The 15,280-nt window shown below is 35.7% G+C and carries 14 protein-coding genes, 1 pseudogene and 1 riboswitch; of the genes and pseudogenes, 11 read left to right on the plus strand and 4 right to left on the minus strand.

Features of this window, described 5'->3' with window-relative positions; genetic code table 11:
• Positions 1-143: pseudogene (locus AN964_RS27040) on the plus strand (group II intron reverse transcriptase/maturase); the annotation flags it as partial.
• Between the two features lie 74 nt (positions 144-217).
• On the opposite strand, the gene AN964_RS06235 reads toward AN964_RS27040, so the two are convergent.
• Positions 218-3,361, minus strand: coding sequence for an efflux RND transporter permease subunit (locus tag AN964_RS06235; RefSeq protein WP_055738872.1), 3,144 nt, complete (start codon positions 3,359-3,361; stop codon positions 218-220).
• A gap of 311 nt (positions 3,362-3,672) precedes the next feature.
• Between AN964_RS06235 and AN964_RS06240 the strand changes: the two genes are divergently transcribed.
• Together AN964_RS06240 and AN964_RS06245 are read left to right on the plus strand one after the other, a co-directional pair.
• On the plus strand, positions 3,673-4,311 hold the full coding sequence (locus AN964_RS06240) for a GTP pyrophosphokinase (RefSeq protein ID WP_055738873.1): 639 nt from the start codon (positions 3,673-3,675) through the stop codon (positions 4,309-4,311).
• 154 nt (positions 4,312-4,465) lie between these two features.
• Complete coding sequence (locus tag AN964_RS06245; RefSeq protein WP_055738874.1) at positions 4,466-5,341, plus strand: TetR/AcrR family transcriptional regulator; 876 nt, start codon at positions 4,466-4,468, stop codon at positions 5,339-5,341.
• Between the two features lie 464 nt (positions 5,342-5,805).
• Here the strand turns inward: AN964_RS06245 and AN964_RS25980 are convergent, their stop codons facing one another.
• The gene (locus AN964_RS25980; RefSeq protein ID WP_152982358.1) at positions 5,806-5,952 is read right to left on the minus strand and encodes a lmo0937 family membrane protein; all 147 of its coding nucleotides are present in this window, start codon (positions 5,950-5,952) and stop codon (positions 5,806-5,808) included.
• A gap of 198 nt (positions 5,953-6,150) precedes the next feature.
• On the opposite strand from AN964_RS25980, the gene AN964_RS06250 reads away from it, so the two are divergent.
• From AN964_RS06250 to mgtE, 3 genes are all read left to right on the plus strand, one after another.
• Complete coding sequence (locus AN964_RS06250; RefSeq protein WP_055738875.1) at positions 6,151-6,624, plus strand: spore coat protein; 474 nt, start codon at positions 6,151-6,153, stop codon at positions 6,622-6,624.
• Between the two features lie 62 nt (positions 6,625-6,686).
• Positions 6,687-6,855, plus strand: a riboswitch (M-box (ykoK) riboswitch).
• Positions 6,856-7,045: 190 nt separating this feature from the next.
• A complete protein-coding gene (locus AN964_RS26275) occupies positions 7,046-7,204 on the plus strand; it encodes a hypothetical protein (protein ID WP_161809217.1) in 159 nt (52 codons plus the stop codon).
• Positions 7,191-8,534: a magnesium transporter gene (gene mgtE, locus AN964_RS06260; RefSeq protein WP_055738877.1), complete on the plus strand. Its 1,344-nt coding sequence runs from the start codon at positions 7,191-7,193 to the stop codon at positions 8,532-8,534. Before AN964_RS26275 ends, mgtE begins: the two co-directional genes overlap by 14 nt.
• Positions 8,535-8,591: 57 nt before the next feature.
• Here the strand turns inward: mgtE and AN964_RS06265 are convergent, their stop codons facing one another.
• Entirely contained in the window at positions 8,592-9,254 is a 663-nt protein-coding gene (locus AN964_RS06265; RefSeq protein ID WP_055738878.1) for a helix-turn-helix domain-containing protein, read from the minus strand.
• A gap of 434 nt (positions 9,255-9,688) precedes the next feature.
• On the opposite strand from AN964_RS06265, the gene ytaF reads away from it, so the two are divergent.
• The 4 genes from ytaF to AN964_RS06285 all read left to right on the plus strand — a co-directional run bounded on the left by ytaF (position 9,689) and on the right by AN964_RS06285 (position 13,435).
• The gene (gene ytaF / locus AN964_RS06270; RefSeq protein WP_055738879.1) at positions 9,689-10,321 is read left to right on the plus strand and encodes a sporulation membrane protein YtaF; all 633 of its coding nucleotides are present in this window, start codon (positions 9,689-9,691) and stop codon (positions 10,319-10,321) included.
• A 221-nt stretch (positions 10,322-10,542) separates the two neighbouring features.
• Positions 10,543-11,187, plus strand: coding sequence for a DUF1232 domain-containing protein (locus tag AN964_RS06275; protein WP_055738880.1), 645 nt, complete (start codon positions 10,543-10,545; stop codon positions 11,185-11,187).
• A 76-nt stretch (positions 11,188-11,263) separates the two neighbouring features.
• Entirely contained in the window at positions 11,264-12,199 is a 936-nt protein-coding gene (locus AN964_RS06280) for an LCP family protein (protein WP_055738881.1), read from the plus strand.
• A gap of 54 nt (positions 12,200-12,253) precedes the next feature.
• Positions 12,254-13,435: an FtsW/RodA/SpoVE family cell cycle protein gene (locus AN964_RS06285; RefSeq protein ID WP_055738882.1), complete on the plus strand. Its 1,182-nt coding sequence runs from the start codon at positions 12,254-12,256 to the stop codon at positions 13,433-13,435.
• 35 nt (positions 13,436-13,470) lie between these two features.
• Here the strand turns inward: AN964_RS06285 and AN964_RS06290 are convergent, their stop codons facing one another.
• Positions 13,471-13,785 carry a thioredoxin family protein gene (locus tag AN964_RS06290; RefSeq protein WP_055738883.1) on the minus strand — a complete coding sequence of 105 codons (315 nt, stop codon included), beginning with the start codon at positions 13,783-13,785 and terminating at the stop codon, positions 13,471-13,473.
• 283 nt (positions 13,786-14,068) lie between these two features.
• On the opposite strand from AN964_RS06290, the gene AN964_RS06295 reads away from it, so the two are divergent.
• Positions 14,069-15,241, plus strand: a complete 1,173-nt coding sequence (locus AN964_RS06295) for an FtsW/RodA/SpoVE family cell cycle protein (RefSeq protein ID WP_055738884.1) — start codon at positions 14,069-14,071, stop codon at positions 15,239-15,241.
• Positions 15,242-15,280: the final 39 nt, after the last annotated feature.

Here is a 15,280-nt window from a genome sequence, read left to right on the forward strand (position 1 = left end):
CATACGAATGGGGAAACTCTAGAAAGAAATATTGGAGAATAGCCAGAAGCCCAATCCTACAGAAAACCCTCACAAACTCCTATTGGGAGATGCGAGGGCTGAAGAGTCTTTATGTGAGATATTCTCAACTACGTCAGACATAAATGGAACCGCCGTATACGGAACCGTACGTACGGTGGTGTGAGAGGTCGGGGGTTAGTCACCTCCTCCTACTCGATTATTCTTCAACAACCTTTTTCTTCTTTTTAAACTTCATTAGAAACTCATATACTACTGGCACAATGATAAGCGTTAGTAGCGTTGAACTTGTAAGTCCGCCGATAACGGTAACTCCTAGGTCCTTCGAAATCAGACCGCTTCCTTCAAACCCGAAAGCCAGTGGCAATAACGCTCCGATAGTGGCAAGGGCAGTCATCAAAATTGGACGAATCCGCGTAGCGCCAGCTTCTAACAACGCCTCGCGAGTGGATAAACCTTCCTGCTGCTTTTGAATCACACGGTCAATTAACACAATCGCATTTGTAACTACGATACCGATCAACATGAGTGCTCCAATCATCGAAGAAATACTTAATGTTTCCCTTGTAATAAGGAGGGCGAGTAATCCTCCGATAATCGTAAACGGCAGGGAGAATAGGATTGCAAATGGTGCTAGTGCTCCGCCAAATGTAATGACGAGAACCAAATATACAATCGCAATCGCTGCGAGCATCGCAAGACCAAGTTGAGAGAAGGATTCATTTATATCCTTCGTTACACCGCCCATGGAGACCTCTACATTGCTTGGCAGCTTAATCTTATCTACCTTTTTCTTAACATCTGCGGAAACCTTTGAAACATCTTTTCCTTTGATTTCTCCGCTCACACTTGCATAAATTCTTCCATTTTGTCTTGTAATAGAGTTAGGGGATTCCCCGGTTTGAACTTTCACAACATCATTTAAGGCAACATCGGTGCCAAGCGCTGATTTGACTTTTGTGTCCGTTAGATCGTTTATATTTTTATATGACTTTTGATCTACCGTAACGTATACATTTAAATCTTTGCCATCCTTTTGGATGGTTGTCAAAACAGGATTTTCTCCTACGCGGCTTAACTCCATACCGATTTGTCCGGCAGTCAGTCCATAGCTGCTTAACTTACTTTGATCTGCAACTAAAGTATATTGTTCGTATGTTTTAGAAAGGCTTGATTCTACATTTTTTAATGTATGATTTTGTTTCATTATTTTTTCAATATCTGAAATCACCGGTTTAATTTGCTCTAAGTTATCGCCGTATACAATGATTTCAAGATTGTTGCTGTTTCCTGAAGTGCCGAAATCCTGTGATTTCCATACACCCTTATTAGTCATTGCTTGAAGATCTTTAATGACTTTCTCAGGTTCTTTATCAAAGTTTTTCGTATCTTTATTATATTCAACATAGAATAATGCTGAATTATTATCACCCGGATTCATTGGATTTCCGCTGCCGACCGAGTATTGAATATTTTTAACACCTGCACGTTTTTCAAAATAGTCTTCTGCTTTGGATGTTATTTTTTCCACATCACTTCTTGTTTGTCCAGGATCTGGCTTATAGGTTGCCATCACCATTTTTTGTTGATCAGAAGGAATGAAACTTACCCCGATCGCTGGGATTAAGAACAAACTTCCAATAAATATTAAGATAGCAATTCCAAACGTAATCAATTTATGGTTCAGGGACCAATTTAATATCTTTTTATAAAAAGTAGATATTTTTCCATGTTTTTTATCGTGTTGATGTTTTTTCTTTACCCCGCGACTAAATAGCGAACTTGCAAACATCGGTACAACGGTTACGGCAACAAGTAAAGATGCCAAAAGAGCGAAAACAATAGTCAAAGCAAAAGGTAAGAATAGCTGTCCAACCATCCCTGATACTAGTCCAAGCGGCAAAAATACAGCAATTGTCACGATAGTAGAAGACATAATTGGTCTGAACATTTCTTTTGTAGCTTCTCTAATTAAATCGTTACCCCGAAGTTTTTCGTCTGTTAAAGACATTCTTCGGTAAATATTTTCAATAACGACGATCGAATCATCGACCACCCGACCGATTGCAACGGTCATTGCACCCAATGTCATCATGTTAAGGGAAATATCCATTTGTTTTAAAGCTAAAATAGCAATTAATAACGATAATGGAATCGATATAACCGAAATAATTGTTGAACGGAAGTCCCTTAAAAATAACAAGATAATGATAACGGCAAATAATGCACCAATAATGGCTTTGTTTAACATCGTGTTCACAGAATCTTTTATCGGTGTAGCTTGGTCAAACATTTTCACTACTTTTAAGCCGTTATGGTCTTTTTTCAACTCATTGATTTTTTTCGTTACATTATTTGCAACATCCACTGTGTTTGCATCTGAAGATTTCGTTATTTGAACACCAATAGAATCAGCGCCATTTGTTTTGGAAATGGATTCATGCTTTCCAACGATTTCAACTTTTGCGATATCCGTCAGTTTTACAGTTGGTATGCCTGGAACAGTTTGTTTTGTATTTTTCATTCCTGCTTGTGGTGTGGTTTGTCCAGCAACAGTTTGAGGCATAGCACCCTGTTTAGAAATACCTGCACTTACTTGTGGCGTGTATGGTATTTTAATGTTTTTCAAATCATTGATAGAATGGATATTTCCATCGACAACAACGGTTTTTTCCTTATCACCGAAATTAATCAGCCCAAGTGGCACAGAGACATCTGAGCCTTGTATAAGCTGTTTAACGGTATCTTCGGATAAACCGTATTTTTCCAATTTTTTCTTATCGAAAGTAATGTCTACTTCTTTTTCAAATTGTCCTGAAGCTTGAACTTGTGAAACTCCATCAATTCCTTCTAATGAAGGAGCTATATCTTCTTCAACTGTTTTGGTTAACTCTTCAAGTGATTGCTTCGTATTTGTAATGCTTAATGAAAGGATAGGGAAATCGTTAATATTTAATCTCGATACTTTTGGGGTATTTACCTTCTCCGGTAATGTGATAGATGATACCGCTTCTTTTACCTCAGACTCTGCTTTATCCATATCCTTTGAAAACTTATATTGAATTTGGATGGATGACACATTTTGTGATGAGGTGGAGTTTACTACCTCTACACCAGGTAGGTTTTTAATTCTTTGTTCGATCGGTTTCGTTACTTTTTCCGCAATATCGTCAGGTGTTGCCCCCGGATATACAGTGGAAACCATCACTACTGGAGCCGTAATATTCGGTATTGTTTCCAGCTTCATATTAACACCAGAGTACAATCCTGCCGCGACAACAATGATGGTAATTAACCATACCGCGAACTTATTTTTCATACAAAAGTTAATGATTCGATTCAAGGTATATCGCTCCTTCTTAAGGTTGACCGACTAGTCATATCAAAATATAATATAAATGACTGGTCATACATTAGCAAGTGAAAGTTCTGTTAAATAAGGCTCTTTTCTTAAATTTTTGTTGCTTTTGTAAAAGTAAATCTTATAAACTTCCTCAATCTGTTTTGAAATGGTTACCATTTAAAGAAAAGATGCCACGAAACCAAGCCTACTTAAGATTCGTAATAAATGACGGATGGGAAGGTTTAGGTACGAAAACAGACTAAATTGAAACTTTTATCCTATAAAAGGATGCATATTAAAGGAGAGTTACTATGTACGACACAAATCAATGGAAAGAGTTTATTCTTCCCTATAAGTTCGGATTAGATGATTTAAAGACAAAAATAAATATAATGGTCGAAGAAGCCTTTCTAATGGGAGAAAATAATTCCATCGAGCATATTAAAACAAGAATTAAAACACCGTCAAGTATGTTGGAAAAGTTAAAAAGAAAGAGAATCGAACCAACACTGGAAAATGCAAAGCAGCATCTCCTGGATATTGTTGGCGTAAGAATCGTCTGTTCTTTTGTTTCCGATATCTATGAAATTTATAACTTATTTTTAAAGAGAAAAGATTTAAAGGTAGTAGAAGTAAAGGATTATATTCGCAATCCGAAACCAAATGGCTATCAAAGCTTACATTTAATCGTGCAAATTCCTGTACAGCTGACACATCGGGTGGAACATGTAATGGCTGAAATTCAGTTAAGAACATTAGCAATGGATTTTTGGGCAAGTCTAGAGCACAAAATCTTCTATAAATATAATCGGGATATTCCGCAATATTTAAAGGATGAACTTAAGGAAGCTGCTGATAGTGTGAAAATGTTGGATGAAAAAATGAAGGGTATTCGTGATGAGGTAAATGCGATAGACGCGGTAAGAGATTCTATATTTTTACCGTTATAATAACAAAAGCGTAAACGCCTTGTTCATCCTCTAGCCGATAGGTGTTATGGCTAGAGGACGTGCACCAGATTGATCATGAAAGAGAAGGTATAGGTGCATCAGGTGTGGTACCAATAAGCGGTGCTTGCGCTTGACGATAAAAGAGGGGACCATGATGAAGCAAAGAAGAAAGGAACTTATCGAAACAGCTATTAAATTATTTGCTGAAAAAGGATTTCAATCCACATCTGTCCAAGATATTGTCAGCAGTTACGGGATATCTAAAGGGGCATTTTATAATTATTTCTCCTCGAAGGAAGAATTGCTGGTTGATATATTTAAATATTATAATGATAAATTTAATCTAAAGACGGATGAAATTGATGCATTAAATATATCTCCGAGAGAAAAACTGCAGAAAAGAATTTATCTCCAATTCAAATATTTTATGAGGCATAGGGATTTTATCGTCATGTATTTCCGCGAACAAAATCAATCCATTAACGAGGGATTGAGAAATCTGATGAAGGAACATACCTTAAACATGCTTCAAAAGGAAGAGAAACTTCTGGTTGCATCGTATGGTGATTCCATACAACCTTATATAAATGATTTGGTATTAATTTGTCTGGGCATCCGCAATAGTTATATGAAAATCACCGTATTTGATGGAATAAAGCTGGATCCTACTGAGATTTCCTATTTCTTGATGGAACGAATTGATGACGTCGTAGCGGGAATAAAAAGGAGCAGTCTGGATCCTCTTCTAACAAAAAGTCTTTTTAAGGAATATACTAATGGCCTGCTTAGCAATCAACAAAAGATATTGTCAAATCTATTAAGCATCAAGGAAACCTTAGAATCCTTGGAAATCACTCCGGAGAAAAAAGAAGAGCTTTATAACGTTATTCATTATTTAATAGAAGAAAATAACAAAACGGAAGTGAAAAAATATATTTTTCAGGGGATGCTTGCAAATTTTAAACCAATTAAGGAATTAGATTCCTATAGAAAAGAAATTGCGAAAGTATTGGAAATTGAACTTTTATGATGCATTAAGGTTAGGTACTTCTGTATCTTGGTGATGATTTGACAGGGTATGAGAAATAAACGGAAAAATTCCGGCTAAATTGGGAAATACCCATATTTCCCTTAAAATAAGCGGAGTTTTTCCGCTTATTTTATCCAAATCTTTGGATTTTGTCTCATTTAGAGCGGTTAACCGGAATTTCTCCGCTTATTTTCGCTTCTTAAGCTTCCCCTATTCACAATAGCCGGAAATTTTCCGACTATTTCATACCTACACAAAAACCGATACGAAGAAGGCGGAAATGGTTTCGAACTTCTTCATTCGCAATTTAGCAATTAAAAGCAAAATAGCAAGGGAATGAACCCTTGCTATTTCTAATGTTTTTTAACCTCTTTAGCCTCACAAATTGCCCTGCATTTTCCTGTGCAAATGGACGTTTTGCGATAGGGAACAGATCCACGTTAGTTGTCTGACAGCTCTTTTTTTCACCTGTTTTTTCTTCCTCGTACTAATTTCAAAATAAATAAAATTACTGCGATGATTAGCAGTAAATGGATAAGGCCGCCTGCAATATGGCCGATTATTCCTAGAACCCATAGAATTATTAAAATAATTATTATGGTCCAAAGCATATAACTAACTCCTTTCTCTTTATGGTTACATTACCCAATAGTCTCTTAAATTACACCTATATATTTGTAAAGAATTAAATCCTTATCATGTTCCAATTAAGTTGTACTTAAATAGATTTGCCCAAAGATGATTGGATGACTGTCAAAAAAGCCTAATTGGTCATAAGATAGAGGGAATAACGAAGGGAGAAATCGAAAATGAATCATCCGTTAGCATGGCATGAATCATTGGAACTCCATGAATTATTAACATTCCAGGCGAACTGTTTAATTCAATTAAAAATGTCCGTTAGAAAAGTCATTAATCACGAACTCCATGATTTATACCTCTATTCCATCAAATTAGTGGAAAAGAATTTAAAAGATTTATTGCCATATGTGGAGAACATTCCAAATGAATATAGCCGTCGTAAAAATGAGCAGAACTTTTTTGCAGGTGACTTATTAGGAGCAGCCAAAACTACGATAAAAATGTATGCAAGCGCCATAACGGAAACAACCTCATCCGAATTACGTTCTGTTTTTCACCGCCATTTAAATATTGTTATTAGCTGGTATACAAAGATTTTTGAATATATGAATAAAAATGGACTATACCCATCTTTTAATTTGCAAAAATTATTAGAGAAGGATGCTCAAAATGTTCAAAATGCTTTGCTAATGAAATACTAAGAAAATCCATTGTTGACAACTTGTCAAAATATCAATATATTAAATGTAGTTTCATATTACTCTACGTGTTCTGTTAGGTGAGGCTCCTGTATAGAGATAAGCTGCTGCCCAAAAATGTCGAGAGACGCCAATGGGTCAACAGGAAAGATCGGAATAAGGTCTTTCTTAATGTAGCTGGTACCAGATTACCTATGCTATACAGTGCTAAAGCTCAAGCGAGGGAAACGGAGGAATACCACAAGAAGCATAAGCTTCTGAGCGGTTTTTTGTTTTGCAAAACAAAGCCTTTATTTCTTTTCGCCAAGAAATGAAGGCTATTTTTTTGTTTAAAATTGGTCATTTAAACTGGAAATTCCCTCATTTGAACATACAGTACTAGTAGTTAAGCTTAAATTTTCCCCTTATTCTGGAGGTGATGTTGATGGACGAAGGCCCAGGTCAGAAACATGCAAATAAATTTACTTGTGCAATAAGGAAAGGTGATTTTAACAGTCTTTCGTTTATCGACTCACTGTATATTCCTTTCTCATTGCACCATTCTAAGAATGAGGATTGGAGGAAGGAACATGGACCAAAATAAAATTAATGAAATAAAAACACTTCTACTGGAAAATAATCAAGAATCAATTAAGGAGTTCGTGTCTCATTTTCAACCTTTCGATATTGCCGAAATGCTTGTGGAATTAGACCATGAAGAACAGTTAGTGCTTATATCCATACTTCCAATTGAATTAGGGGCAGAGATTCTTGAATATTTAGAGCCGGAGTTGCAATACAAAGTTTTACACCGAATAAAGGACAATTTTACATCTTTACTATTAAATGAAATGTCGAGTGATACGATCGTAAATTTACTTTTATCGATACATCCTCATCAAGCAAAAAAACTAATGGAGTTTTTGCCAGAAGATTATCGAAAAAAAATAGATACACTTATGAAATATGAACCAGATACAGCAGGAAGGCTAGCGACAGTAGATTATATCGCCGCCCGTATTAATTGGACAGTTGATCAAACATTACAGCATATTAGAAAAGTTGGCCAAGAGGCAGAGATTGTATCGTATATTTATGTGGTAGGAAGCCGCGGTGAATTGGTTGGAGTCGTTTCGTTAAAAGAAATCATTCTGGCGAAATCAGGTACAAAGCTAGAAGAAATAATTCAAGGTGACCCTATTTCTGTCTCTGTTGATATGGATCAGCAGGATGCGGCAGAAATTTTGTCCAAATACGATCTTGTTGCCATTCCTGTGGTAGCACAGGATCATCGAATGATTGGAATTCTTACGGTTGATGACCTTATTGATGTTATTCATGAAGAAGCAACAGAGGATTTTCAAAAGCTTGGAGGAAGTCAACCTTTAGATGAGCCGTATTTTAAAAATTCCATTTGGAACCTTTATAGAAAAAGAATTGGATGGTTATTAGTCTTATTTATTGCGGAAGCATATACAGGAACTGTATTAAGACATTACGAAGACACGCTTTCAAAGCAAATCGCATTATCCTTTTTCGTACCGCTGCTAATTGGAACGGGAGGAAATACAGGTTCACAAACCGTTACGACCTTAGTTCGGGCTTTAGCAGTCGGTGAAGTACAATTCAAGGATATGTTCAAAGTATTTCGAAAGGAAGTATCAACTGGTGTTTTTCTAGGAATATCGATGGGAATTGTTGCGATCATCCGCGCCTTTTTTCTTGGAGTGAATATCCATATCAGCTCCGTTGTTGCCATATCAGCACTGTTCATTGTCATATGGGCATCGATGGTTGCGGCTGTTCTGCCGATGATATTACACAAATTAAAAATCGACCCGGCTGTTGTTTCCGGTCCATTCATTACAACCCTAGTCGATGGAACAGGACTAATCCTTTATTTCTCTATGGCAAAATTATTGCTTCATATTTAGAATTAAAACAATACCCGCTCCTTGCTGATATGTTTTTAGTGAGGAGCGGGTATTGCTTTATACATTATTTTCCTCTAACTTTGAAAGTCGCTCTAAGCCAATTTGAACAGCTAGGCAATCATCTAAATATCCAAACGGGAATACATAATCGGGGATAATATCTGTTGATAGAATAAAATATAAAAGGACACTACCGAGGATTGTACGCTTTTCTATAGAAAGATTTTCCTCACGAAAACTCTTAAACATTTTATTTAATTCAATAATAAATGGTCCCGCACCTCTTACTTCCTCCACCTTTGTCTCAAACTCTTCAAGTATTTTCTGTTCTCCCTCTTTAGTCAGGGAGAAGTGTTCATATTTGGCCAATTCCTGATGAATTTTTTCCACCGTAAATTCATGATCAAGAAAATTGGAGGAAACAAGAATTTCCTGAATAGCATCGATAGATTGATACATATCCGATTGATCATTATTTTCAGATAGTACAAGATTATAACCTGCTGCTTGAATTAATTTGGCTGGCGGGACATCTAAATGATTGGCGAGCAGCTGTAAGTGAGAGGGCGTGGCTTTCTGTTTATTATTTGCAATTCGTGAAATAGTTGCAGTATCTATTCCCGTTAGAGCACTAAGCTTGCGCATGGAAAGCATCCTTTCCTTTAACAATGCTTTAATTAATAAGCCGAGATTATGGTCTCCATTTATTTCAGTTGACATTACCTTCCCTCCTTTCCGAATACAAAACTATATCAGCTTAAGAAAAATACTACTAATTCTAGAAAAAAGAATGAATGAATCGCGCCGAACATGATTGCACGCTTAGAATCTTTATTCATCTTGTTTCACCCTCCTTATATATATATGTAGTAATGTTGATTAACTTTACTTCAACACCATGAAATGTTTTTTATATTATATTGAAATGCCTCATAACTGTGCCTGTTTAAATGAAGATGAAGTAACAAAATGTTGTTTATTTAGAAATAAAACGTTGAAAAAATGTCAACAAAGATTCGATTCGTATAAAAGATGTGCTGAAAATTCATTTATGAACAGGAAAGTGTTGATTTTTTTTCAACAGTTTTTGATTAGACACGCACTTACACAGAGAAAGGAAAATACTATGTGTAAAAAAAAGGAGGTATAAAACAATGTCGTGGTTAATTATATTGGCGTTCGCCGCTTCATCAAGTATTGATAATTTAGGAGTTGGGATATCCTATGGTATTCGAAAAATCCGAATTGGAATTGGTGCAAACATATTGATTGCATTGATTTGTTTTCTTATGAGTATAGCGGGGATTACATTTGGAATTTGGCTTTCAAAGATTCTTCCCGGCGTCCTTCCTGTAATAATAGGAGCGTTCCTACTTTTTATTATTGGAATAAGAATTATTCTTTTGGCAGCTCCACGTAAAAAGGATAATTCTGATGTCATCATGGAGCAAAAAAAGCACTCTAAGGGTCTTAAAGGAATTTTAAAAAATCCGGAAGTAGTTGATATGGATCAGTCTGGAGAAATCGGTTGGATAGAGGCTATTATTCTAGGAGTAGCCTTATCGGCAAATGCACTTACAAATGGGCTTGGTGCTGGTTTGCTTGGATTATCGCCCTTTGCGATTTCCTTAACAGCTGCAATAGGAAGTTTCATCAGTGTTTGGGCAGGTGTGAAGCTAGGAAGCAAATTAGCAAATATTCGAATTGGCAAATTTACAGTTGGTCAATTCGGGACCCTTTTAAGTGGAGTAATAATAGTAGTGATCGCTTTTGCAGCTTTCTTTTAAGAACAAACTGTACGAAGACAGCATAGGATAAAGATTTTTAAGCCCGATATAATCTAGACTTGGTTATATCGGGCTTTACGTTGATAATTAGCATATTGGAACATTGCCTGAAATATACATACATTTAACCATTTTTCATATAGTCATAGACGCTGTTGACAAAATGTCAATATATCTGTATCTTAGTTTACTATAAGAGGTTAATAGAAAGGAAAATGAATATGTCTGAAAATGGAGATATTAATCATCTCGGACCGCTATTAAAAGCTATATTGAAGGATCAGTCATTATCTATGCGCAAATTTAGTGAACTTACTAATATTGATACCGCTACAATATCTCGGATCATTAATGGTAAAAGAAAAGCTACTCCCGCACATTTGCAAAAATTTGCTGAATGCCTTGGAATTCCTTTGGCAAAATTATTAGTTGCTGCAGGTTATCCAATTGAACAAGATGGACAAAACGATCAGTCTGATATTCAATTGTCCGTTGCAAGTATTCAAAGTTTCCTTGAGTCCTCTAATATTTATGACAGGAATTTTACGATTGATAATATAAAAAATCAATTAACGAAATACGAACAATACTCCCAAACGGAAGAGGGGAAAGAAACCATTTTGACGGGATTTGAAGAGAAGCTTCAAAAAGTCGGGAGTATTGGACCATTTATTAATCAGCTGAAGAACATGTACGATAAATTTCGATTAAGTAAAGGAACACCTCGTGAGCTTGTCATAATTGGCAGTGCTCTAATTTATTTTATTTTACCGGTAGATGTTATTCCTGATTATATTTTTCCGATTGGCTATTTAGATGATGCGACGGCTGTACAAATTGTACTGAAATTATTAATGAAGGATTAAAAGACAATTTATACTCTTGATGCTATTAAAATGAGTACACAATAGTATTTTTAGATTAATAGATAGGGGAATTTCAATGGATCAAAGAAGAAAAAAGAAGAGAAGGGTACGTAAATGGGTACGGAACCTCATGTTATTTATCCTCCTATTCATTGTGGCGGTAGCTGCATATTGTGTATATCAATACAATAAAGGCTTGTCTGAAGCGTCAGACGGTAAATATAAAAACGATGGTAAAACCTTTGAGCAATTTCAAGGTGCGGAACCTCAATTTGGCGAAATCAATATCTTATTAATAGGGAGCGATTCAAGAGGGGAAGAACACGCAAGATCCGATACGATTATGATTGCACATTATAATCAAAACACGCATCGTTTAAAGCTTGTCTCTTTGATGAGAGATATGTACGTGGATATTCCTGATCATGGGAAGCAAAAGTTAAATGCTGCGTTTGCATTTGGCGGACCCGAATTGCTCAGGAAAACAATCAAGCAAACGTTTGATATTGATATAAATTACTATACAATTGTCGATTTCCAAGGATTTTCGAAGATTGTTGATATCATTGCGCCTAAAGGGGTTGAAGTGGATATCCCATATGAAATGTCGTACGGAATTGGCATGAAACTGCATCCAGGTAAACAAGTTCTCCATGGTAAAAAACTATTAGGATATGTACGTTTTCGTCATGACCGTTTAAGTGATTTCGGGCGAGTGGAACGCCAACAAGAAGTTTTAGGGAAATTAAAGGATCAAGCGGTTTCCGTGCATAGTATCGTCAACCTTCCAAGGATTCTAGGTTTAGCCGACCCTTACATTGATACAAATGTAGATACTGGAACGATCCTAGCAATTGGAAAAGGGTTAATGATTGGGAAATCTCAAAAAACGGAGACTTTAAGATTACCGGTTAATGATTCTTATACGAATGAACGTGTAGATGTAGGGGATGTTTTAAGCATGGATATAGACAAAAACAAACAGGCGTTAAAAGAATTTCTTAGTCAATAGAATAATGATGATGTTCGATTAAAGAAGCGAATATCTTTCTAGCGGGAGTTTAACATGAAGACTGAAAATGAATTTTTGAAAAGATTGGATCCGACTATTTTATTTATCATCTTTTTATTTGCCATTCTAAGCATCGTATTTATCCATAGCAGTCAACAAACTGGACAATATGGAAATGATAATTTTGCGTTGAAGCAAGGGATTAACTATCTGATAGGTTTCTTTCTGCTGTTTTTCATGGCATATTTGGATCCGGACCAAATCCAAAAATTAGGCTGGCATCTATATATAATTGGATTTTTGTCCATTATTATTCTAGCATTGCCATTACCGGATTCCATTGCACATCCAATATTAGGGGCAAAGAGATGGTATCAGATTCCATTCCTTGGTTCCATACAACCATCTGAGTTTTTTAAAATTCCATTGTTAATTGTCACTGCCAATATTGCCGTAAAGCATAATTTAACTTATTTGAAGAGAACGATGCTTTCCGATTTAATGTTGGTTGGTAAAATTATGTTAGTAACGATTCCGCCATCTTTATTTGTTTACCAACAGCCTGATACAGGCATGGTATTCTTGTATCTTGCAAGCGTATCAAGTATCATCTTTCTTTCTGGGATAAATAAAAAATTAATTGTAACAATTATTATTGTTCCATCCATATTAGTGTCAGGTTTAGTTTATATATACTTTCAACACCCGGATATTTTGTTTAAAGACCTTATTCCAATGCTAAAACCACATCAACAAGAGCGTGTGATAGGTTGGCTTAAACCGGATCAAAATCCTAATCAAGGGTATCAGACGAAAAAGGCCATTTTAGCTGTAGGAAGCGGGGAACTGCAGGGAAAAGGAATCGGACATGGGGATGTATACATTCCTGAAAAGCACACCGATTTTATTTTTGCTACTGTTGCGGAAGAGGGAGGGTTTGTTACTGCCTCTTTAGTGATATGTTTATTTTTTCTACTCATGTATCGCTTAATTATTATTGGCGACAAAACGAGTGATCCATTTGGCACTTATTTTTGTATAGGCATTGTTGCAGAATTATCTCTGCAGATTTTTCAAAACATAGGCATGATGGTGGGCGTAATGCCTGTTAAAGGAATTTCCTTGCCGTTTTTAACGTATGGAGGAAGTTCACTGTTTTCAAATATGTTATTGTTTGGGGTTGCCTTATCCATACACAAAATGTATGGAAAGTATATGTTTGAGATGAAAAATTAACAAACGGCCAGAAAATATCTGGCCGTTTTGTCTAATTATTGAGCGTCTAAGAATTCCCGTACTTGTTCAGGGGATTTAGCATTAGCACTGTGTAAATGTGCCAGTTTTTCTCCATTTTTAAAAATTAGCAGGCTTGGAATTCCCATAACGGAATATTTTTCTGCAAGCTCAGGAAAATCGTCACGGTTAATTTCATACCATTTATATTGGCTATAATCCTTAATGACATCGTCAATAAACATATTCATTCTAGTGCAATCCGGGCACCAGCCTGCAAAAAATTTCATGATGACAGGCTCATTACCAGAGATTAATTCTTCGAATGTTTCCAGTTTCTTAATTTCCTCCAAGGTAGATCCTCCTTATGTTAAATAAAAATAGTTTACATTTTACTTCATTAGTATTGTATAGCTTCTTTTCTTTTCATACAATTTATTTGTTTTGCTTTCCTTTTGCGAAAAATGATTAGATTTTCCATTACAAACGCAACAAAGTGATGAAAAAATCTTTTGGTCAAGACAATGCCACAATTTGTGACTTTGTATCGTTGACATCAACCTGTATAATGTTATTATGACTATACTTGTTAAGTATGGAACAAGGATTTTAAGCTATAGTAGGAGACGAAACAGTATGACTTCTCAGACAACAAAATCATCTAAAATAGATTACGGGCTTGTTTTAACATTAATGCTAATGTGTATAGCCAGCCTTGTATCGGTTTATAGTGCTCAAAAATCGGGGCAGTATTCTGATAACTTTGTATTAAAACAAGCAATTTGGTATATAGTTGGAACGGTAATCATTGTGTTTACCATACGACTCGATTCTGACCAATTGAAAAAACTTTCCTGGTATTCATATGGGTTTGGAATTTTGTTGCTATTCCTTCTTGTCATTGCTCCAGCTTCCATTGCTCCCGATATTAAAGGGGCAAAAAACTGGTTTAAAGTGCCTTTCCTAGGGACTTTCCAACCTTCAGAAATTACAAAAGTATTTTTTATTCTTGCTTTATCGCGTTGTGTATTAGACCATCATCAAAAGTTTATAGTCAAAACATTAAAAACAGATTTCTGGCTTTTAGTGAAGTTAGGAATTATTACAATGATCCCTTCGGTTCTAATCATGCTAGAACCGGATCTTGGAACCGTATTGGTTTATTTAGCGATTATGCTCGGTATTATTTTCACATCCGGAATTACATGGAAACTTTTACTCCCTATATTTGGAGGGTTTTCAGCGATTGCAAGCATTGTTCTTTATTTTGTCATTTGGGCTCCACAGGTATTGAGTAAGTATTTACATGTGAAGTCTTATCAATTCGGTCGAATTTATTCCTGGTTAGACCCTTATAATTATCAAAGTGATTCTGGATATCAACTTATAAAATCACTTTTGGCTATTGGCTCTGGAGAAACATTAGGCAAAGGATTTAATCAAAGAGATGTCTATTTGCCGGAGAGCCAAACTGATTTCATTTTCAGTGTAATCGGGGAACAATATGGTTTTATTGGGGCTAGTATTGTGGTCAGTTTATTTTTTATGTTGATTTATCACATTACAAAGGCAAGTCTTGAAACGAAGAATGATTTTTATTCCTATATTTGTTCTGGTATCATTGCAATGATCACCTTTCATGTTTTCCAAAATATAGGGATGACGATTGGGCTTTTACCGATTACAGGTATTCCGTTACCATTTATCAGCTATGGTGGAAGTTCTTTAATGGGGAACATGCTTGCAATTGGTTTGGTGTTTTCCATGCGATATCATTATAAAAAATATATGTTTTCAACGGAGATTTAAAGAAATAGCCTGATAGGAAGAAAGATACTTCTCATCAGG

Source organism: Heyndrickxia shackletonii (assembly GCF_001420715.1).
Lineage (GTDB): Bacteria > Bacillota > Bacilli > Bacillales > Bacillaceae_C > Margalitia > Margalitia shackletonii.

Bases quoted from the DNA above. Each gene is read 5' to 3' on its own strand.
- AN964_RS06240 (WP_055738873.1), top strand. From the start codon at position 3,673: ATGTACGACACAAATCAATGGAAAGAGTTTATTCTTCCCTATAAGTTC.
- AN964_RS06245 (WP_055738874.1), top strand. From the start codon at position 4,466: ATGAAGCAAAGAAGAAAGGAACTTATCGAAACAGCTATTAAATTATTT.
- AN964_RS25980 (WP_152982358.1), bottom strand. From the start codon at position 5,952: ATGCTTTGGACCATAATAATTATTTTAATAATTCTATGGGTTCTAGGA.
- AN964_RS06250 (WP_055738875.1), top strand. From the start codon at position 6,151: ATGAATCATCCGTTAGCATGGCATGAATCATTGGAACTCCATGAATTA.
- AN964_RS26275 (WP_161809217.1), top strand. From the start codon at position 7,046: ATGGACGAAGGCCCAGGTCAGAAACATGCAAATAAATTTACTTGTGCA.
- mgtE (WP_055738877.1), top strand. From the start codon at position 7,191: ATGGACCAAAATAAAATTAATGAAATAAAAACACTTCTACTGGAAAAT.
- AN964_RS06265 (WP_055738878.1), bottom strand. From the start codon at position 9,254: ATGTCAACTGAAATAAATGGAGACCATAATCTCGGCTTATTAATTAAA.
- ytaF (WP_055738879.1), top strand. From the start codon at position 9,689: ATGTCGTGGTTAATTATATTGGCGTTCGCCGCTTCATCAAGTATTGAT.
- AN964_RS06275 (WP_055738880.1), top strand. From the start codon at position 10,543: ATGTCTGAAAATGGAGATATTAATCATCTCGGACCGCTATTAAAAGCT.
- AN964_RS06280 (WP_055738881.1), top strand. From the start codon at position 11,264: ATGGATCAAAGAAGAAAAAAGAAGAGAAGGGTACGTAAATGGGTACGG.
- AN964_RS06285 (WP_055738882.1), top strand. From the start codon at position 12,254: ATGAAGACTGAAAATGAATTTTTGAAAAGATTGGATCCGACTATTTTA.
- AN964_RS06295 (WP_055738884.1), top strand. From the start codon at position 14,069: ATGACTTCTCAGACAACAAAATCATCTAAAATAGATTACGGGCTTGTT.